The following is a 19163-nucleotide window of genomic DNA, read 5'->3' as shown; positions in this document are numbered from 1 at the left end:
CCGCCCTTATTACCGCACGTTTCCTGACCTGACAGCAAGACGGCGCACCCATACATCAAGACAAGGAAACATCCATGAGCAACATTACCATCGCCCTGGCGGGCAATCCCAACTGCGGAAAAACCACTCTCTTCAACGCCCTGACAGGCGCCAGCCAGTACGTCGGGAACTGGCCCGGCGTTACTGTGGAAAAAAAGGAAGGCCGCCTGAAAGGCCACAAGAACATCATCATTGAAGACCTTCCGGGCATTTATTCTCTTTCTCCCTACACCCTGGAGGAAGTCGTCAGCCGGAATTACCTGGTCACGGACCATCCCTCCCTCATCCTGAACCTGGTTGACGGCAGCAACCTGGAACGCAATCTTTACCTCACCACCCAGCTTTGCGAGCTGGGCGTTCCCGTCATCATCGCCCTGAACATGATGGACATTGTCCGGAAGCGCGGCGACCGCATTGACACGGAAAAGCTTTCCCGGGATCTCGGCTGCCAGGTGCTGGAAATCAGCGCCCTGAAAGGGACCGGAATCCGTGAACTGGTGGACGCCGTCGTAAAAACGGCCACCTCGGAGGATGCCCGGGCCCCGCGCGCCGTGCACTTCCCGGACCGTCTGGAAAAAGCCATCGGGGAAATAGGGGAAATAATCACCGGCAAATGCCTGGACCAGCAGAAAAAATGGTTTGCCGTCAAGGTTTTTGAAAGGGACCAGAAAGTCGCGGACCAGCTCGCGCTCACCCCTGAGGAGCAGTCCCGCATCAACGGGATCATTGAAGCCATGGAACAGGAGATGGATGACGACAGCGAATCCATCATCACCAACGAGCGCTACAATTCCATTTCACGCATTACCGCGGATTCCGTCGTCAAGGCCGGTATCGGCAGCCTGACGGGAAGCGACAGGATCGACCGCATCATCACCAACCGCTGGCTGGGCCTCCCCATCTTTGCCGTCGTCATGTGGGCGGTGTATTACATTTCCATCCAGACGGTGGGCGCATGGGGAACGGACTGGGCCAATGACACCTTCTTCGGGGAATGGGTTCCGGAATGGGTGGGCGGCCTGCTGGAAAGCGCCAACTGCGCCCCGTGGCTGGAAAGCCTGATTCAGGACGGCGTGATTGCCGGCGTGGGGGCCGTCCTGGGCTTCCTGCCGCAGATGGCGGTGCTGTTCCTGTGCCTGGGTATTCTGGAAGATTGCGGCTACATGGCCCGCGTGGCCTTCATCATGGACCGCATTTTCCGCAAATTCGGCCTTTCCGGGAAGTCCTTCATCCCCATGCTCGTTTCCATGGGCTGCGGCGTTCCGGGCATCATGGCCACCCGCACTATTGAGAATGAAAAGGACAGGCGCATGACCATCATGACCACCACGTTCATTCCATGCGGAGCTAAAACGCCCATCATCGCCCTGATTGCAGGCGCCTTCTTCCCGGAAAATTCCTGGGTGGCCCCGGGAGCCTACTTCATCGGGGTGGGCGCCATCATCCTTTCCGGCCTCATTTTGAAAAAGACCGCCATGTTCTCCGGGGATCCCACCCCCTTCGTCATGGAACTTCCCATTTACCACGTTCCCGCCTGGAAGAACGTCATCATCCACGCGTGGGAACGCTGCAAGGCCTTCGTGCAAAAAGCCGGGACGGTTATCTTCGTGTCCAGCGCCCTGATCTGGTTCCTTTCCAGCTACAACTGGAAGGTTGATTCCGTGGAGCAGAATGACAGCATGCTGGCCTCCATCGGCAACGTGGCCGCACCCGTCTTCCAGCCGCTGGGCTGGGGCGAATGGAAACCTACCATGGCCACCATCACCGGACTGATTGCCAAGGAAAACGTGGTCGGCACCTTCGGCGTTCTGTATGCGGACGGCAGTTCCGGGGAAGAGGCGGAGGAAGAACCCGCCGAAACGCAGGAAATGTCCCCCGCCGGCCAGGAGCTCCAGGCATCCCTGGAGGGCGCCTCTGAAGAAGCTGCCGCCGAGGAAGCCGCCGCTGAAGAGGAGGAAGATGAAGACGCTGAAATCAGGGAAACCGGGGACCGCCTGGTCCAGGCGGGAGCCTTCACGTTCCTGAGCGCCTTCTCCTTCATGATTTTCAACCTTCTCTGCGCCCCCTGCTTTGCCGCCATGGGAGCCATCAGAAGGGAAATGAACAGCGCCAAATGGACTTTCTTCGCCATCGGCTACATGTGCGCCCTGGCGTACTGCCTGGCCTTCCTGATTTACCAGATGGGAGCATGGCTTTATGCGGAAGCTTCCTTCGGCATCGGGCAGGGGCTCGCCGTATTGCTCCTGCTGGGCCTCATTTACCTGGTGGTGAAGAAACCCTCCGCATCCTCCAAATAACCCTCATACCCACTCCTAACCCCCTCACCAACATGGGAACATATATCATTGCCACCCTCCTTTTCCTGGCCCTGGCCTACGCGCTGTATAAAACGTTCAGCAAGCGCGGCAAGTGCTGCGGCAACTGTGACGGGTGCGGCAACGGCGGCGATAGCTGCTGCGGCAGCGGCGGCGGTTGCTGCGGAGGCCACCATCACGACGACGATCAAGAAAAACAGGACTGAGCCCAGTCTCAGCCCTTTCTTTCAGAACCTGCAGACCGCCCGCGGTTTGCAGGTTCTTTCCTTCTGCGCATGCCACATGCGCTCCCTCCTTAACCGATCCAGCCGTGCTGGTACGCCGCCATGGCCGCAATCACCAGCGCGATAAACAGGAAGATGAACCACATCACATTGTGGCGGTGGCGGTACTCCACGGCCATCAGGGGCTCCCATTCCTTTTCCACAAAGGAGAAGTCGTCACCGCTGGCAAAACGGTCGTACAGCGTTTCCAGCTCCTGCCCCGTCACCCCTTCCGGAGCGGCGAATACCGGCGGGCAGCATGAGCCCGTCTTGAACACGATTTCACAGTGGTAGATGCCGTCCGCTTCCTTGTAGGACTGGAGGCACGCGCCGTCACGGGCGCATACCACATGGCCAGTCGTTCCCTCCTGCAAGCGGCGCAGAGCAGTATCACGGTCAGTCACTTCATCATTTGAAATTTCCCATTGAACCTTACTCATTCTGTCAGTTTAAGACAGTTCCCATCCAAGTCAACATGGTTTTAAATGTTTCCTGACGCCGGAAATGTCATCAATTGTCATAAATCCGGCAGCGTGCAAGGCGCTGACCTTAACGTTCTTCTTCGTGTTTAATTCACCTAACTTGTTGTTAGTCAAACCAAAGAACTTTCAACAGATGGGAAGAAGTGCTAATCTAACCATCAGCGGCTACAACCAGCCGCACAACATAAGATGATGAACAAGTACACATGTATCATGATAGGAGCCGCCTGCCTGCTGGCAGCCTCCTGTCAGGCGGATACGGCCCGCAGGGAACCGGTGCGGAATACGGCGCCGGCCTCCTCCGTACAGGCCTCTTCCGCAGCGCCCCAGTCCGGACAACGGAATGACGGGGTTCAGGAACACAGGCGTTTCAAGCGCCTCTCGCTTCCTTTGAGATAAAGAATAAGCAACGCCGCACCCCCTACCTGATCGAGAATGCGACGTTGCAGCCAGGTCATGCAGACCCCTTCAATGCCCTTGCACGCAGGATTCCGCTCTCTGCATGCAGACGGACAAGGAAGACTTGATTATTATTGCGCTTCCACAGATTCGGGACATTTCCCGCCTAGAACGTGACGACGCATTGTACGGAGAAGATATTGGCGGAGTTGACGTCATCCCGCCCGGAAGGATTCTTCACATACTGGTAGGAAGGCTGGATGAGGCAGTACGGCGTAATGGAGAAGCTGTACGTGCATTCCAGAATCATTTCCCGGTCATGCCCGGGCCGCGTTTCCGCCAGCGTGTCGGCATCCGGCTTGCTCACGGAGAAGCCTACGCCAAAGAAGTTGCCGTCCGCTTCTTTCAAGCCGGTCATGACTTCCAGAGGTTTCTTGAAAATGACCCCGGCGGACGCCTGGGCTTCCGCTCCGCAGATGTTGCCTGATTCGGCGCTGCTCCAGCCGGCGCGGGCGAACAGGGCGAACGGGCTGCTGCCCAGGTCCTGTTCCAGGTTGAACGCCACGCCTCCATGGTTCTTGCCGTCCGCATGGAACATGAACGGCTGCAGGCGGTACGTGCCCGTGCCGATGCCGAAGGCCTTTTCATGCGTCCAGCCGATTTCACCGAGCAGGTTGAAGGATTTTCCGGTCGTGTGGCGGAACGGGTTGCGGCGGGGTTCATTGTCCATCATGTTGCCGCCCACCTGGATGAACCAGTTTTCATTGAACTGGTACTGCCCCACGAACCCGAAGTTGGAGTCCCCCAGCGGAAGCACCTGGTTGTTGACGAAGGGAGCGCCGCCGAACTGTCCGAAGGTGGTGTTGGCATACGTATTGGCGTCAAAATAGTTCGTCTGGTTGATCATGCCGCCCATGATGACGAGCTGGCCGTCCATGAAACCCTGGGAAAGGAGGAGTTCCGGCAGGTAGAAGTAGCCGTCTTCAAAAACGTCGCAGTTGGCGGGGCCGCTCGCGCCCCAGGAGTCGTCCAGCGTGGTGCGGTGCGTATGCTTGTTCAGGGCCACGGAGCCGGAGAGCTCGCTCTTGATCCAGGTTCCCTGGTTGCGGCTGGATTTGAACAGCTGCAGCCCGGCCTGGGCGTGGAATTTGTACCAGCTCTGGCTGGAACCGGCAGTCTCTTCGTTCGCGGCCGCATGGTGGCCCTTGGTATAGAGGAACGCCTGCTCCACCAGGAACTGGAAGCCGGCTTTCTCGTAAGCGCCTTTATGCAGATCCGTCAGGGCCCTGGTCAGAAGATCGTTCGGAATGGGCGTGCTTTCATCGCCGTATTCGTCCCCGAACAGGTCGATGTCGTCCAGAATGGAACCTTTGCCTTCAGCCTCTTCCGCAGCCAGAGCGGCGACGGTAGTGGCTACGGATGCCGTACCGGCCATGCAGAAGCCGGAGCAGGCCAGCAGGGCGGGTATCATGTAGCGTTTCTTCATAGTAATGCTGTATCTTGAGTCTTCCTCGTCAATCGCGGATGTTCAGCCTTCCATGGCGGAGGAGCATTCCTGCTCCCGGCCTGCGGCGGACTGCGCATCCACGGCTTTGCCGCATGCGCCCATACAGAACTCACAGTCCCCGCAGAGCAGGCGGTATCTGGGACGCCGGACGAGAAGCCCGGCCAGTTTCCGGTACCGGCAAATCCGGCGGAAGAAACGGTGAAGTCCTGTATGGGTCAAGTTCATGCAACGCGGCAAAGTTAGATAAAACTAACTATTGAGTCAACACTTTTTCTCCCTTAGCCCTTTTCCAATTTGGAACTCATTCCATGAAGCACGTTTCATACCTCTTTTATGATCAATGTATTGAAAAATCTTTAAAATAATTTTACGTACCGTAAAAAAATTAGTTGGAACTAATTCAACTTGACCTGAAACCTGCGGAACGTTACAAAAAAGCAGGCCTATTGGAGATCATCCAACCCTTCCGGGAAAGAAACGGCTGCATGCCGCCAAGGCCGGCTGAACCCAACAAAAAACATTACCATGAGTTACATCAACAACAAGGGCCTCTGGGGCTTCGTCGGCGGAGTCATCGCCGCCGCCATCGGCACGAAAGTGGTTAAAAGCCCCGCTACCAGGAAATTGGCCGTCCAGGGGCTTTCCAAAGCCATGCTCATCCAGCAGAAGGCCATGGAGCAACTGGCTAATATCCGTGAAGAAGCGCAGGACTTGTGCCACGAGGCCGCCGCTGAAAACCGCAAGCCGGAACAGTAACAATCTCATTGTTCATCATCATACTGGGGCAGTCCGTTTCCTTCTCCGCCGGCGGAACGGGCAGCCTCCAACGGGGGAAACGCACGGAGAAGGGCGTTTCCCCCTTTTTCATTTTTCCAAACCGATGCACTATCAGGTTATCCACCATACGCCCGGCAGGCTCCGGGTGCGCTGCGGCCGCGGCATGTTCAACCATGACCAGGCCTGCGGCATTGAATGCAGGCTCCTGAAGCTGAAAGGGGTCAGCTCCGTCAAGGCCACTCCCTGCAACGGGGGGGTGTTCATCCTGTACGAAGGGGCGAATCCCCAGACCATTTTCCGCGTGCTGGACAGGCTCAGGCCGGAAACGCTCCGCAGCCATGAACCGGAAGAACGAGCGGAAGCCAGGAAACTGGGCCAATCCTTTTCCCTTAAGATAGCCGGGAAAGTTTCTTCCTTCCTGCTCTGCAAATTATTCCTGCCGCCCCCTCTCAGAATGGCCAAGGCTTTCTGGAACTACGGCTCCTATTTCCGGCGCGGAATGGCAGGCCTGGGCAGCGGCAGGCTCAATGTGGCGGTTCTGGACGCCGTATCCATCGGTGTCTCCATCGGCACCAGGGCCTACGGAACGGCCAATTCCATCATGTTCCTTCTTTCCATTTCAGACCTGCTGGAAAATTACACGCGGAAGAAGACCCGGGCGGCGCTTGCGGCCAGCCTGAGCATCAACGTGGACCAGGTCTGGAGGGTGGAAAAGGACGGCATGCGCCAGGTTCCCATGGAACAAATCCGGCCCGGGGACAAGATCCGAGTGGACGCCGGCAACGTCATCCCCGTGGACGGCGCCGTCCTGTCCGGGGAGGCGGAAGTGAACCAGGCCGCCATGACGGGGGAATCGGAAGCGGCAGCCAAGCAGGAAGGCTCCGTCGTCTTCGCCGGGACCACGCTGGAAACAGGCTCCCTCGTCATCCGGGTGGACGCCATGGGCGACCAGTCCCGCATCAACAACATCATCGCCCTGATTGACCATTCGGAGGAATTGAAGGCCCGCATCCAGAGCCGGGCGGAAAAACTCGCGGATTCCATCGTTCCCCTCACCCTGCTCACGGCAGGGGCGCTGTTCCTGTTCACCCGGAACATCTCCAAGGCGCTCTCCGTGCTGATGGTGGATTATTCCTGCGCCATCAAGCTCGCCACGCCCATTTCCGTCATCTCCGCCATGAAGGAAGCTTCCGCGCGCAAGATCATGATCAAGGGGGGAAAATTCATGGAGCTGTTCGCCAGGGCGGACACCATCGTCTTTGACAAGACGGGCACGCTGACCTCCGCCTGCCCCCAGGTAACGCAGATTGTCCCCCTGAGCGACTGCAGCCGGGAATACATCCTGAAAACGGCCGCCTGCCTGGAAGAGCACTTCCCCCACAGCGTGGCGCGGGCCGTCGTGCGCAAGGCGCTGGAGGAAGGCCTGCACCATGAGGAAGAGCACGCGGAGGTGGAATACATCGTGGCCCACGGCATCTCCTCCCGCCTGCATGGGAAGAAGGTCCTCGTGGGCAGCTACCACTTCCTTTTTGAAGATGAAGGCATCCCCCTCACGGAAGAACAGCGGCAGACTATCCGCAGCCATGCCAGGGGCAAATCCAACATCTTCCTGGCCATAGGCCGCAGGGCGATCGGCATGATCGGCGTCAGCGACCCTCCCAGGCCGGAAGCCAGGGAAACGATCGCCCGGCTGAAGCGGCAGGGCATTTCCTCCATCATCATGCTCACCGGAGACAGCGAGTCCGCCGCCCGCGCCATCAGCCGCCAGCTGGGCATCACGGAATACCGCTCCCAGGTTCTGCCGGAGGACAAGGCGCGCTTCATCCAGCAGTTGAAGCAGTCCGGAAGAACGGTGTGCATGGTGGGTGACGGCATCAACGATTCCCCCGCCCTTTCCTGCGCGGACGTCTCCGTCTCCATGAAGGATTCCTCCGACATCGCCCGTGAAGTGGCGGACATTTCCCTGCTGTCCAGCTCCCTGAGTGAACTGGCGGTTTTAAGGGAACTGAGCTGCGCCGTCCTTGAAAAAATAGAGCGCAACTACCGCTTCATCGTCGGGTTCAACACCTCCCTGATTCTGCTGGGCATGTTCGGGCTGATTACCCCGGCCCTTTCCGCGTTCCTCCACAATGCCTCCACGGTGTACGTCAGCGCGCGCAGCACGCGCCGCTGCCTGCCCCCGGTCGGCACTCCGCAGTAAAAGGAAAGGGATGGTTCATGTGGAAATGAACCATCCCTTTGAAAAACGTCCTGGGCCTTCCTATTCTCCGCTCTTCCGGCAATGCTCCGTCAGGAGCTGGAACCGGGAAATTTCCTCCAGCGTCATAATGTGTTCAATGCCGCAGGCCACTTCGTCCGCGCGCTTCTCCTCCATCTTCAGCACCGTGATCAGGAATTCTTTCACCATGGTATGGCAGGAAATAACCCGGTCCGCGTAATAACGGCCCTCCCGGGTCAGCACAATGGGGGAATACTGCGTATATTCAACCAGGCCGCGTTCCTTCAACTGCTTCATGGCCAGGGAGACGGAAGGCTTTTTCACGTTCAGCGCCTCCGCGATCTCTCCTACGGCGGCGCACCCTTTTTCCAGCTCGATGTTGCGGACGGCCTCAATGTAATCCTCCAGGCTGTTGCTCAGCTCCAGGGAGGGAAAGTTTTTGCGTATCATGACTGATGCTTATTAGGTTTAACTAACAAAAACAATAACCCAAGCTACGGTCAAGTCAACCTCTTCTTGAAAAATATTAGGTGAGACAAACTTTTTTCTTGCAAAACAAGTTAGATTAAACTAACTTTCATTCATGGTCAGCCCAAACCCGGAAAGAAACAACGGAAGAAAATGCTCCGGCGGCGTTCCCGCCAGAACGGAGTCCTTCTTCTCCAGGTTCTTTCCCGCCTCGCGCCCCTGCTGCTGCCGGGGCTGCGCCCTGAAATGCTCCGGGAAAAATTGTCCCTCCGGCAACAAGGGAAAACAGGCGCGGCCAAACTCCTTGGGGAACGCGTCCACAAACTGTATGGACTAGTCATCCGGTGCTCTAACACATTATCGCCTAAACACGGGCGCGTTCCCCTTCCCTTTTTTCCTTCCTCTGCGGGACGCGGTCAGCGGAGAACCACCGCCGGACCGTCATGCCCTTCAGGCGTATAGCTGCGGATGGAGACGCCCCCCTCCGCCGTCACGTCCGCCGCCCAGCACTCGGCATGGTGGAAGCAGGCGCCCAGATTGACGTACAGCCGCCCTCCCCTTTTCCCGGTCACCGCACGGCGGTGCAGATGGCCGAAGATGACGACTTCCGCTTCCGGGAAAAAGCGTTCCGTGAATTTCCGCATGCGCCGCATCATCGTCAGCCATGCCAGAAGAATCTGCGCGGGCCGCTCCGGCGGCCAGGCGGAATGCGCCAGAAAACGCACCAGCTTGTTCCGGCACGCCCCGGAACGCGTGTAAATGGGGGGAACCAGCACGCTCATGGCGCGCGCCAGTTCCAGCCGCCGCCGCAAATCCGTATCCGCCTCCGGGAACGCGGCAATCAGCTCACGGGAGGCCTGCTTGTTTTTCAAATATTCCCATCCCCACGGGGCCACCTCCTTGAACAGGGCATGACCGTGCAGGGCGCAGACGCGTCCACCCTGCAATTTCAGCAGTCCGGCCTTCTCATCCGGGTCATGGTTGCCGGCCAGCAGCACGGGCTGCACTCCGGCATCCCGGCACATTTGCAGGAAACGGGCGCGTTTTTCCAGCCCTTCCGCCTGGCAGGGGCTTTCACGGGTTTCACTGAGGTCCCCGCACACCACCAGATGAGTGCACCCCTCCAGCAGGAAAGCCAGTTCCTCCGGCTCCCGGGCCAGCGCCTTGGCATGGCCGAAGTGGACGTCTGAAATGAACCGGGCACGTTCCCCCGGAGCAAGGTCAAGTTCCTGAATCATAAGGGCGGAGGGAGGAGGAAAACAACCATGGAATCAGGAGCGCAGCCGCTGCCGCACCATCTCATACAGGCACACGCCCGTAGCTACGGACACGTTCAGGCACGGAACGCTCCCCTTCATGGGAATCCTGATCAGGAAGTCGCAATTCTCTTCCGTCAGCCGCCTCATGCCTTCCCCTTCCGCGCCCATCACCAGCGCGGCCGGCCCCGTGAAATCCGTTTCATACAGGTCGCGGTCCCCCTTGTCCGAGGTGCCGAATATCCAGATGCCGCGGCCCTGGAGCTGCTTCATGGTGCGCGCCAGGTTGGTCACCTGGATGAAAGGCACCTTTTCCGCCGCCCCCACGGAGACGCGCAGCACGGTCTCCGTAATGCCCACGGACTTGTCACGCGGAGCGATTACGGCATCCACGCCCGCGCCGTCCGCCGTCCGCAGAATGGCTCCCAGGTTGTGGGGGTCCTGCACGCAGTCCAGAATCAGCAGCAGGGGGTTGGGGGACTTGTCCAGAATCCCGTCCAGCACATCCTCTCCCAGCGCCTTCACGGCAATTTTGGCCGGAGCGCTGCGCACATGCTTGTTCCGGCGCGCCTCCTGTTCGTTCCCTTGGGGTCTCATGCCCATGAATTAGCGTGTTTCACGCTTCTTTTCCAGACAAATATGCCCCGCCGCCCCATCATTGGGCGTGACTTGAGGGTCTCCGTTATGCTACAGTTCCGTACCATTCAAGATGAAGACGAGCGACTTTTTAGTCATTGGGGCAGGTGTTGCCGGATTGAGTTTCGCCTTGAGAGCGGCGGAACACGGCAAGGTTGCCGTCATTACAAAAGGCAAATTTCTGGATTGCAGTTCCGCCAAGGCGCAGGGCGGCATAGCCGCCGTTTGGGACCGCAACGACTCCTTTGAAGACCACATTGCGGACACGCTGGACGCCGGCGCGGGCCTCTGCAACGAACAGGCCGTACGCACCATTGTGGAGGAAGGCCCCGGCGCCATCCGGGAACTGCTGGAATGGGGCGTCAATTTTGACCCCGGCAACCAGGGGGAGGATTACGAACTGGCCCGGGAGGGAGGCCATACCAAGCGGCGCATCCTCCACGCCAAGGACGCCACCGGCCTGGAAATCACCTCCAAGCTGCTGGAGGCGGCCAAGCTCCACCCCAACATCCAACTGCTGGAAGACCACTTCGCCATCGACCTGATTACGACGACCAAACTAGGTCTGGTCACGGAAGACCGCGTGCTTGGGGCCTACGTGCTGGACCGCGCCTCCGGGGAAGTGGAAATTTTCCGGTCAGACCGCGTGCTGCTCGCCACCGGCGGCTGCGGACGCGTGTACCTGTATACCACCAACAATGATTCCGCCACGGGGGACGGCGTAGCCATGGCCTGGCGCGCGGGAGCCACCATCGCCAACATGGAATTCGTGCAGTTCCACCCCACCTGCTTCTTCAACACCCGCGCGGAAGGAGCGGAAGCGCGCTCCTTCCTCATCTCCGAGGCCGTGCGGGGCGAAGGCGGCGTACTGATCGGAGCGGACGGGAAGGAATTCATGCACAAGTACGATCCCCGCAAATCCCTGGCCCCGCGCGACATTACCGCCCGCGCCGTGGACTCGGAAATGAAGAGGACGGGCAGCATGTGCGTCTATCTGGATATCTCCCATAAGCCGGAGGGCTTCGTCCAGGAGCGCTTCCCCCTGATTTACGAGACCTGCAGCCGCTACGGCATCAACCCCGCCAGGGAGCCCATTCCGGTCGTTCCCGCAGCGCACTTCCAGTGCGGCGGCGTCCTGACGGACGTCAACGGCCAGACCAGCCTGGATGGCCTTTACGCCGCCGGGGAAACCGGGTGCACGGGCCTCCACGGCGCCAACCGCCTGGCCTCCAACTCCCTGCTGGAATGCGTGGTGGTCGCCAAGCGCGCGCTGGACTCCATGCTCTCCCTCCAGCCGCTGAGAAAGGATGCCCCCACTTCTTACGACATCCCCGCGTGGCACCACGGGGATACCGCCCTGCCGGACGAACTTTCCGTCATCTATCACAATTGGGATGAAATCCGCCGCCTGATGTGGGATTATGTCTCCATCGTGCGGACCAACAAAAGGCTGGACCGCGCGGCCACGCGCCTCCGAATGCTTCACCGGGAGGTGAAGGACTTCTACTGGGGGTACCGCATCACGCCGGACATCCTGGAACTGCGCAACCTGGTGGCGGTGGCCTCCCTGATCGTGGACTGCGCCATGCGGCGCAATGAAAGCCGCGGGCTCCATTTCAACACGGATTATCCCGGCAAGCTGGATCACCGCTTCGTCACTCAACTGCACCGATGGTAAAACACTGGCAACGTCAACAGGCATTCCGGAAGGGTTCCGCTGGGAACTCCTTCCTTTCCGCATGCCTGCTTGCGTTGCTGGCCCTAGCTCCGGCAGGGGCCGCCAGGGCGGACATCCAGACGGGCCGGAGCGCAACCCGCGCCCTGGCGGACAGCTCCGGACGGCCCAAAGGCCCCGTCATCATCACCCCCACGCAGCGGGACCCGCTGCCCAGGGTCATCGTCAAATCGCCCGCCGCGGCAGCGGGCGGCAAACGCCCGGCGCCCCAGCCCCGCATCCTTCCCAGGACGGCCAGGCAGAGCCCCGGCACCTATCCCTGGCGGCTCAATATCACCGCCACGGTCTTCTGGGTGGGGGAGGATTCCACGGAGCGCAACCCGGTAGCCAACCACAAGAGCTCGTGGGACTCCGCCTGGCGGGAAAACTTCGGCGGTTTCGACAATCCGGACCCCGTGTGCCGCACCGTGGACTTCCGCCCGAAAACGTTCGTTCCCCGGCAAAATCCTTTTTACGTGGCGCTGCCCTACAATGACGTTTGCAAGGGAGAGCACAAGACGGAGGCGTCACGCGTCATCCCGTGGTTCCGCCGGGAATACACGGGGAAAGGGCAATCCGTCTGCAAAGGCAGGTGGGTGCAGATCGTCTACAACAAGCGCTCCTGCTTTGCCCAGTGGGAGGACTGCGGCCCCTTCACCACGGAAGATTGGCCCTATGTCTTCGGCGACAAGCCCCCCGTCAACACCCAGAACAAGGGAGCGGGCATCGACATCTCCCCCGCCGTGCGCGACTACCTGGGCATCACCGGCGGAACGGCCGTCGTCCACTGGCGCTTTGTGGAATTCTACCGCATCCCCCGCGGCCCCTGGTCCAAATGGGGGGATAACAACCCCTTCGTCAATTCCGAAGTGGGCCCCGGGAGAAAAGCCCTCCAGTCCCGGGAAGACCACCTGCGCCAGCAGCAGGAAGCCATCCAGAGGGAGCTGTTGAAGGATCCCCAGAAGCTCAGGAGGGAACTCCAGGGATAGTCCGTTCCGCCGCGGCCATGCAACGTCCACGCATTCTACATATTTTCAGCCGCTACGGCGACGTGGGGGGGGAGGAAGTCTGCTTCCGCGCCATCACAGAAGAGCTGCGAGCCGTGGCGGACGTCATCCCCTTTGTCTATTCCACCGCGGAGCTGTTCCAGAGTCCCCACGGCGCGCTGACGAAAATGCGCTACATGCTCCGCAACAGGGACGTGGAGGAAAAGCTGCGCGAATGCCTGCGCAGAGACCGCTATGACGCGTGGATCATCCACAACACGTTCCCGGCCATGTCCCCCTGCGTCTACGGGCTGGCCCTGAAGCAATCCGTTCCCGTCATCCACTACCTGCACAACTACCGCGCCGGATGCCTCAACGGGGTATTCTACCGGGACGGCTCCCCCTGCTTCTCCTGTAAAAATGGCAACTACCTTCCCGGCGTCCTGCACGCCTGCTGGCGCGGCAGCGCGGCCTATTCCGCCCTGGCGGCCGCTACGTTGTATAAAACGCGCCGCATGGGCACCTGGAACCGCCTTTCCTCCTACATCGCCGTCAGCCGCCGCCAGCGGGAGCTCCTCATCCAAACCGGAATACCGGAGGACAAAATCAGGGTCATTCCCCACTTCATCCGGCAAAAAACCTCCCCCGCCGGACCTCCCCTGCCGGACCTCCCCCGCCGGGACGTTCTTTACGCCGGACGCCTTACGCAGGAAAAAGGCGTCCTCCCACTGGTTCAGGCGTGGGAACGCCTTGCCCCTCCCGGCCGCACCCTCTACCTGATGGGGGACGGCCCCCTGCGCGGGGAACTGGAGCGCTACGTCGCTTCCCGCCGCCTTGAATCCATCCGCCTGACCGGGTTCATTCCCCATGAGGAACAGGGCGCCGTGCGCGCCGCCTGCGGACTGGCCGTGGCGCCCTCCCTGTGGGAAGAAACCTTCGGCATGGTCGTCCTGGAATCATGGCTCCACGGCACGCCCGTCATCGTCACCCCCCGCGGCGGCCTGCCGGAGCTCATCAGCCACGGCCGGAACGGCTGGATTGCCCGGGAACCTTCCGCGGACGCGCTGGCGGAAACGCTGCGCACCGCCCTGGAGGAAGAGGAACGCTGGCCGTCCATGGGCGCGCACGGGCAGCAGCTCCTGTCCTCCACGTATTCCCCCGCCGCATGGCTTCAGTCCATGGGCAGCCTTCTTGAGGAACTCCGCCTCTTCCGTCAATCCCCCAACATCACGGCATCATGAAATGGTACACCTGCACTCCCGTTCCCTTCAAAGGGGACCACACCTTCTTTTCCCGTGATTCCGGGGCTTTCTGCAAAGCCTTCCAGCGGATCGGCTTGGAAAGCAGGGCCATCATGCCCACGCCCGTCCAGGAGGGGGACGACCCCGACCTCATCCGCACGGAATACGCCAACCTGGAAGACGCCGCCTGGTGGAAATCCCTGGGCATTGACGGACTGGTCCTGTACGCCTGGGGCACGGGCAAATATCTTCCCATCGCCAGGGCCATCCATGACGCGGGCATCTTCCTGGTGGTGTACATGGATTCCTCCGGACTGTTTTTTCCGTGGCAATACTGGCTCCCCATCGCGGAAAACATGTGGACCAGGGACGTCTTCGCCCGCGGAAAAATCAGGGGCACCGCCTTTTTCCTGCTGCGCCTGCTGAAACAGCACACCTGGAACCTGGCCAGCCGGGGAAGAAGAAAACACCTGGACCAGGGGGACATGGTAGCCTTCCCCATGCCGGCAGCCGTCAAATCCATTCAGGACCGGGAATGGCTCTACGGAAAATCCATCGTCCGGAAACTGGCCCTCATTCCCAACCCCATTTCCTCCACCTGCCGCTATGCCGGGGAGAAACGCAACATCATCATGGCCGTGGGCCGCTGGGACGACCTTCTCTACAAACGCCCCTTCCTGCTGATGGCCACGCTGGAACAGGCCCTGCCCCGCGCACCGCACTGGGAAGCGGAAATCTACGGGAACATCCCTCCCTTCCTCCGGGAATGGCACGGCAATCTTCCGGAAGACCTCCGCGCCCGCATCCGCCTGGCCGGCTACCTGCCCAACGCGGAGCTGCAAAAGAAATACTCCCAAGCCAGAATCAGCCTCTGCACCTCCCGGTCCGAGGGAACGCACGTCGCCTCCGCGGAAGCGCTCTGCGCCGGGGCTTCCGTCGTTGGTCCGCGCCTTACGCCCCTGCTGAACTGCCTGCAATGGTACGTTTCCCATGATTCCGGCACGCTCAGCCCAAAAGACACCCCGGAAAGCGTCTCCGGGGCGCTGCTGGAGGAAATCCGCGCCTGGGATGAAGGAAAACGCAGCCCGGAGGAAATTTCCCGCTACTGGTGCTCCCTGCTGCATGCGGAGAACTCCTGCAAGCGCATCATTGCCGCTTATGAGGCCGCCAAAGGCGGCAGCTGACCGCTAATTCCCCAACAGGGCGCGGGCCTCTATCCACACGTCCTCCCAGCTTCTGTCCGCCAGCGTCCCGTAAAGGGGGTGCCCCCACAGCCGCGCGCGCATGGCCGCCGGAGAAGCCAGCCCCAGCAGAAAACGCGTCAACTGGGAAGGGCGGGCCAGCGCGGGCTTCCTCTGCGCCGCCAGCTCCATGACGGCGGAACGCAGTTCTTCCGGAAGCGGTCCGGGTTCCTCCAATTCCATCTCTGCAGGTACTGCGCCGCAGCACCCCGGACAATGCCCGCAGGGTCCGGACGGCTCCCGGAAGCCGAAGTAGGCGTCCAGGCTCCTGTTGAGGCAGGCGGAAGACGTCAGCGTGGAAACGCACGTTTTCCAGCGTTCCAGCCCGTTCAGCCGGGACCGGGAAAAATACTGCGCGAATTCCTCCGCGGCTTCTTCCGCATCAAACCCTTCCGAATGCAGGTGAAGGGCTGTCTGGCGCAGGTCCACCTTCCATTCCCCGGAAAGGGCCAGCTCGTCAAGCCATGCGCCGGCTTCTTCCCAGGAAATCCCCCATTCCGCGGCCAGAGCCTCCACTTCCCCCTCCCGGTGGCCGTCCATCCATTGCAGCCGGGAACGTTCCTCCCCGTCGCGGCCGCACAGGATTTCCTCCATCCGGAACAGGGGGCGCACCTTGTAATACTTGTACCCCATGCCCTGTTCCCGGACGGAACCGGAACGCTTCAGGTCAAAGAGCATCCGGTCCACCGCCACATCCGGCAGGTCATGGACCGCGGAGGCCTCATACAGGGACACAATATGCTCTCCCCTCCGGGACAGCAGGGACGCCAGCCCTTTTACGCCATGGCGTTCCGGCTCCGCCGCATGCAGGCGGTTGACCACGGCCACGCCGTCGCGCCCGGACAGCATCACCAGACTGAAGGAAGGCAGCCCGTCGCGCCCGGCACGGCCGGATTCCTGCACATACGCTTCCAGGCTGGCGGGGGGATGGTAATGCACCACGGAGCGCACGTCCGGCTTGTCAATTCCCATGCCGAAGGCGATCGTCGCCACCAGCACGTCCGCCGCCCCCGCCAGGAACTCATCCTGAACCAGCCCCCGCGTTTCCGGCGGCATGCCCGCATGGTAGGACTTGACGGAAAAACCGGCCTTCCCCAGTTCATAGGAAAGATTCTCCGCATCCTTCCGGGTGCGGATGTACACCACGGCGGGACGGTGGCCGTCCTCTTTCAAAAACTGCACCAGCCGCGCGGTTTTATCCTGCTCCTTCAGCACTTCCGCCTGGCGGAAAATATTCGCCCGGTAAGGCGCGGCGCGGAAGATGCAGTCCTCCTGCACGTCAAACAGGGCGGCCAGGTCGCGGCACACCCGTTCCGTAGCCGTGGCCGTCAGGGCCATAACGCTCCGGAACCCATGCTTTTTAAAAAAAACGGGAAGCCCCAGGTAATCCGGGCGGAAACTGTGCCCCCACTCCGAGAGGCAGTGCGCCTCATCCACCACGAACAAGCCGGGAGAAACAAACTCCATGGCCTGCCGCATCCACGGGGATTCCAGAGACTCCGGCGCGGCGAACAGCAGGCGGACGGCCCCGGACTTCAGGCTGTCCAGCAGGGCGCCCTTCTCTTCCTCCGCCAGGGAGGAATCATACCTGGCCGCGGCCACGCCCAGCTTTTCCAGCCCGGCCACCTGGTCTCGCATCAGGGCGATCAGCGGGGAAACCACCACCGTCACCCCGTCTCCCAGCACTGCCGGAATCTGGTAACAAAGGCTCTTGCCGGAACCCGTAGGCAAAATGCCGATGCAGGACCGGCCCGCCAGCGCGCACTCCATCAGCTCCCGCTGCATGGGGCGGAACCGCTCCTTGCCGAACAAACGCAGCGTGTCTTCCAACGGGGAGGAATGCATGGGAAAATGATATCATAACGGAAAATCCCGGCAAAAGGAATCCTATGACATTGACACGGTGGCTTCATCCTATATCCTCCATGCAATATGAGACCTTTGAAAACCATCATTGCCGGAACTCTGGTCCTGCTGGCGGCAGCTCCCCTCACAGCCCAGACCAAGGCTGCGGGGAATAAAAAGCCGAACATCCTTTTCATCATCACGGACGACCACGCCTACCAGACGCTGGGCACCTCCAAGAACGATTCCCCCGTCTCGCTGCCCAACTTCAACAAGCTGGGCAGGCAAGGCATGGTCTTTGACCGCAGCTACTGCGCCAACTCCCTGTGCGGACCCTCCCGCGCCTGCATCCTGACCGGAAGACACTCCCACATGAACGGCTTCGTCTTCAACGGCCAGAGGCCGCTGGACGGCTCCCAGCCCACCTACCCGAAGATGCTGCAAAAAGCCGGCTACCAGACGGGCCTGTTCGGCAAATGGCATCTGGAATCAGACCCCACCGGCTTTGACACGTGGGAAATCTTCCCCGGCCAGGGCAGTTACTACAATCCGGATTTCATCAGCCTCAAGCCGAACGGGAAGCGCCAGACGAAGCGCTTCCCCGGCTACGCCACGGACGTGGTCACGGACAAATCCATCCAATGGCTGGAAAACCGGGACAAGGACAAGCCTTTCCTTCTCGTCGTAGGCCACAAGGCTCCTCACCGCGCCTGGTGCCCCGCCCTGCGCCATCTGGGCAAGGTAAACACGTCCAAGCTGACGCCGCCCGCCAACTTCCATGACGACTACGCCAACCGCCCGGAATTCCTGAAGAAAAACCAGCAGACCGTAGCCAGGCACATGGCGATTTATTCTGACCTCAAGGTGCTCAAGGACCAGGTGCCGGAAGACATGCGCAAGAGCATCGTCTCCCCCGGCTACGGCTGGGACCTGGGCGAACTGAACCGCATGACCCCGGAAGAAAAGAAAACCTGGACGAACTACTACGCCAAGCGCACCAAGTCCCTGGTGGACGGCATGAAATCCGGGAAGCTGAAAGACCCGAAAGCCTTCGCGGAATGGAAATGGCACGCCTACATGGAAGACTACCTGGGCTGCCTGCTTTCCGTGGACGACAGCATCGGACGCCTCATGAAATATCTGGACAAGGAAGGCCTTTCCAAAGACACGCTGGTCATCTACTGCGGCGACCAGGGTTTCTACATGGGCGAACACGGCATGTACGACAAGCGCTGGATTTTTGAGGAATCGCTCCGCATGCCCCTCATCATGAGATGGCCCGGCAAAATTCCCGCGGGCATCCGCAACACCACCATGGTGCAGAACATCGACTACGCTCCCACCATCGTTTCCGCGGCAGGAGCGGACACCCCGGAAAACATGAGCACCTTCCAGGGCGTTTCCCTGCTTCCCACGGCCTTCACGGGCAAGAAGCCGGACAACTGGAGGGACGCCATCTACTACTGTTTCTACGAGAATCCCGGCGAACACAACGCCCCGCGCCACGACGGCATCCGGACGGACCGCTACACGCTCTCCTACATCTGGACCAGTGACGAATGGATGCTCTTTGACATGAAGAAGGACCCCATGCAGATGAACAACGTCATTGACGATCCCGCCTACAAGTCCACCGTGGAACAGCTCAAGAAGCGCTACAACGAACTCCGCAAGGCGTACAAGGTACCGGAAAACTGCCCCGGAGGAAAGGGAACGCCCATCCCCAAATTTGACGCTTCCTGGTAGGAAGCCGTTCCAGCGGAACTTTTCCCAGGC

17 protein-coding genes are annotated in these 19163 nt (G+C 60.5%); 10 read left to right on the top strand and 7 right to left on the bottom strand.

Annotated elements, in window-relative coordinates; genetic code table 11:
• Positions 1–74 precede the first annotated feature (74 nt).
• Both feoB and QSJ36_RS11225 read left to right on the top strand, forming a co-directional pair.
• On the top strand, positions 75–2336 hold the full coding sequence (gene feoB / locus QSJ36_RS11230) for a ferrous iron transport protein B (protein WP_285468683.1): 2262 nt from the start codon (positions 75–77) through the stop codon (positions 2334–2336).
• Positions 2337–2368: 32 nt separating this feature from the next.
• Positions 2369–2560, top strand: coding sequence for a FeoB-associated Cys-rich membrane protein (locus QSJ36_RS11225; RefSeq protein WP_102721214.1), 192 nt, complete (start codon positions 2369–2371; stop codon positions 2558–2560).
• A gap of 89 nt (positions 2561–2649) precedes the next feature.
• On the opposite strand, the gene QSJ36_RS11220 is transcribed toward QSJ36_RS11225, so the two are convergent.
• Complete coding sequence (locus QSJ36_RS11220) at positions 2650–3057, bottom strand: hypothetical protein (RefSeq protein WP_022398206.1); 408 nt, start codon at positions 3055–3057, stop codon at positions 2650–2652.
• Positions 3058–3312: 255 nt separating this feature from the next.
• On the opposite strand from QSJ36_RS11220, the gene QSJ36_RS11215 reads away from it, so the two are divergent.
• A complete protein-coding gene (locus QSJ36_RS11215) occupies positions 3313–3498 on the top strand; it encodes a hypothetical protein (RefSeq protein WP_102721212.1) in 186 nt (61 codons plus the stop codon).
• 166 nt (positions 3499–3664) lie between these two features.
• On the opposite strand, the gene QSJ36_RS11210 is transcribed toward QSJ36_RS11215, so the two are convergent.
• Together QSJ36_RS11210 and QSJ36_RS11205 are read right to left on the bottom strand one after the other, a co-directional pair.
• Entirely contained in the window at positions 3665–4984 is a 1320-nt protein-coding gene (locus QSJ36_RS11210; RefSeq protein ID WP_285468682.1) for a carbohydrate porin, read from the bottom strand.
• A gap of 42 nt (positions 4985–5026) precedes the next feature.
• Complete coding sequence (locus tag QSJ36_RS11205) at positions 5027–5230, bottom strand: hypothetical protein (protein ID WP_022398209.1); 204 nt, start codon at positions 5228–5230, stop codon at positions 5027–5029.
• Positions 5231–5530: 300 nt separating this feature from the next.
• On the opposite strand from QSJ36_RS11205, the gene QSJ36_RS11200 reads away from it, so the two are divergent.
• The gene (locus QSJ36_RS11200; RefSeq protein ID WP_022398210.1) at positions 5531–5761 is read left to right on the top strand and encodes a hypothetical protein; all 231 of its coding nucleotides are present in this window, start codon (positions 5531–5533) and stop codon (positions 5759–5761) included.
• A 124-nt stretch (positions 5762–5885) separates the two neighbouring features.
• Positions 5886–7982: a heavy metal translocating P-type ATPase gene (locus QSJ36_RS11195; protein WP_102728653.1), complete on the top strand. Its 2097-nt coding sequence runs from the start codon at positions 5886–5888 to the stop codon at positions 7980–7982.
• A 60-nt stretch (positions 7983–8042) separates the two neighbouring features.
• On the opposite strand, the gene QSJ36_RS11190 is transcribed toward QSJ36_RS11195, so the two are convergent.
• From QSJ36_RS11190 to rlmB, 3 genes are all read right to left on the bottom strand, one after another.
• A complete protein-coding gene (locus QSJ36_RS11190) occupies positions 8043–8450 on the bottom strand; it encodes a metal-dependent transcriptional regulator (protein ID WP_022398212.1) in 408 nt (135 codons plus the stop codon).
• Positions 8451–8884: 434 nt separating this feature from the next.
• Positions 8885–9706, bottom strand: coding sequence for a metallophosphoesterase (locus tag QSJ36_RS11185; RefSeq protein WP_285468681.1), 822 nt, complete (start codon positions 9704–9706; stop codon positions 8885–8887).
• 33 nt (positions 9707–9739) lie between these two features.
• Positions 9740–10327, bottom strand: coding sequence for a 23S rRNA (guanosine(2251)-2'-O)-methyltransferase RlmB (rlmB, locus tag QSJ36_RS11180; RefSeq protein ID WP_022398214.1), 588 nt, complete (start codon positions 10325–10327; stop codon positions 9740–9742).
• A 106-nt stretch (positions 10328–10433) separates the two neighbouring features.
• Between rlmB and nadB the strand changes: the two genes are divergently transcribed.
• From nadB to QSJ36_RS11160, 4 genes are read left to right on the top strand one after another with little or no spacing between them, the layout of a single operon-like run.
• On the top strand, positions 10434–12038 hold the full coding sequence (gene nadB, locus QSJ36_RS11175) for an L-aspartate oxidase (RefSeq protein WP_022398215.1): 1605 nt from the start codon (positions 10434–10436) through the stop codon (positions 12036–12038).
• On the top strand, positions 12032–13063 hold the full coding sequence (locus tag QSJ36_RS11170; protein ID WP_285468680.1) for a hypothetical protein: 1032 nt from the start codon (positions 12032–12034) through the stop codon (positions 13061–13063). The genes nadB and QSJ36_RS11170 overlap by 7 nt, the downstream gene beginning before the upstream one ends.
• Positions 13064–13080: 17 nt before the next feature.
• Positions 13081–14301, top strand: coding sequence for a glycosyltransferase family 4 protein (locus QSJ36_RS11165; RefSeq protein WP_285468679.1), 1221 nt, complete (start codon positions 13081–13083; stop codon positions 14299–14301).
• Positions 14298–15485, top strand: coding sequence for a glycosyltransferase (locus QSJ36_RS11160; protein ID WP_285468678.1), 1188 nt, complete (start codon positions 14298–14300; stop codon positions 15483–15485). The genes QSJ36_RS11165 and QSJ36_RS11160 overlap by 4 nt, the downstream gene beginning before the upstream one ends.
• Before the next feature lie 3 nt (positions 15486–15488).
• On the opposite strand, the gene QSJ36_RS11155 is transcribed toward QSJ36_RS11160, so the two are convergent.
• Positions 15489–17387, bottom strand: coding sequence for a RecQ family ATP-dependent DNA helicase (locus tag QSJ36_RS11155; RefSeq protein ID WP_285468677.1), 1899 nt, complete (start codon positions 17385–17387; stop codon positions 15489–15491).
• 87 nt (positions 17388–17474) lie between these two features.
• On the opposite strand from QSJ36_RS11155, the gene QSJ36_RS11150 reads away from it, so the two are divergent.
• Positions 17475–19133 carry a sulfatase gene (locus tag QSJ36_RS11150; RefSeq protein ID WP_285468676.1) on the top strand — a complete coding sequence of 553 codons (1659 nt, stop codon included), beginning with the start codon at positions 17475–17477 and terminating at the stop codon, positions 19131–19133.
• The last annotated feature ends 30 nt before the right edge of the window (positions 19134–19163 follow it).

This window comes from Akkermansia sp. NBRC 115031 (assembly GCF_030268505.1).
Taxonomy (GTDB): Bacteria; Verrucomicrobiota; Verrucomicrobiia; order Verrucomicrobiales; family Akkermansiaceae; genus Akkermansia; species Akkermansia massiliensis.
The sequence above is the reverse complement of the archived record's forward strand: the minus strand, read 5'-3'. Positions and strand labels throughout refer to the sequence as shown.

Bases quoted from the DNA above. Each gene is read 5' to 3' on its own strand.
- QSJ36_RS11155 (WP_285468677.1), bottom strand. From the start codon at position 17,387: ATGCATTCCTCCCCGTTGGAAGACACGCTGCGTTTGTTCGGCAAGGAG.
- QSJ36_RS11185 (WP_285468681.1), bottom strand. From the start codon at position 9,706: ATGATTCAGGAACTTGACCTTGCTCCGGGGGAACGTGCCCGGTTCATT.
- QSJ36_RS11220 (WP_022398206.1), bottom strand. From the start codon at position 3,057: ATGAGTAAGGTTCAATGGGAAATTTCAAATGATGAAGTGACTGACCGT.
- QSJ36_RS11200 (WP_022398210.1), top strand. From the start codon at position 5,531: ATGAGTTACATCAACAACAAGGGCCTCTGGGGCTTCGTCGGCGGAGTC.
- rlmB (WP_022398214.1), bottom strand. From the start codon at position 10,327: ATGGGCATGAGACCCCAAGGGAACGAACAGGAGGCGCGCCGGAACAAG.
- nadB (WP_022398215.1), top strand. From the start codon at position 10,434: ATGAAGACGAGCGACTTTTTAGTCATTGGGGCAGGTGTTGCCGGATTG.
- QSJ36_RS11160 (WP_285468678.1), top strand. From the start codon at position 14,298: ATGAAATGGTACACCTGCACTCCCGTTCCCTTCAAAGGGGACCACACC.
- QSJ36_RS11195 (WP_102728653.1), top strand. From the start codon at position 5,886: ATGCACTATCAGGTTATCCACCATACGCCCGGCAGGCTCCGGGTGCGC.
- QSJ36_RS11170 (WP_285468680.1), top strand. From the start codon at position 12,032: ATGGTAAAACACTGGCAACGTCAACAGGCATTCCGGAAGGGTTCCGCT.
- QSJ36_RS11225 (WP_102721214.1), top strand. From the start codon at position 2,369: ATGGGAACATATATCATTGCCACCCTCCTTTTCCTGGCCCTGGCCTAC.
- feoB (WP_285468683.1), top strand. From the start codon at position 75: ATGAGCAACATTACCATCGCCCTGGCGGGCAATCCCAACTGCGGAAAA.
- QSJ36_RS11165 (WP_285468679.1), top strand. From the start codon at position 13,081: ATGCAACGTCCACGCATTCTACATATTTTCAGCCGCTACGGCGACGTG.
- QSJ36_RS11205 (WP_022398209.1), bottom strand. From the start codon at position 5,230: ATGAACTTGACCCATACAGGACTTCACCGTTTCTTCCGCCGGATTTGC.
- QSJ36_RS11210 (WP_285468682.1), bottom strand. From the start codon at position 4,984: ATGAAGAAACGCTACATGATACCCGCCCTGCTGGCCTGCTCCGGCTTC.
- QSJ36_RS11150 (WP_285468676.1), top strand. From the start codon at position 17,475: ATGAGACCTTTGAAAACCATCATTGCCGGAACTCTGGTCCTGCTGGCG.
- QSJ36_RS11190 (WP_022398212.1), bottom strand. From the start codon at position 8,450: ATGATACGCAAAAACTTTCCCTCCCTGGAGCTGAGCAACAGCCTGGAG.
- QSJ36_RS11215 (WP_102721212.1), top strand. From the start codon at position 3,313: ATGATAGGAGCCGCCTGCCTGCTGGCAGCCTCCTGTCAGGCGGATACG.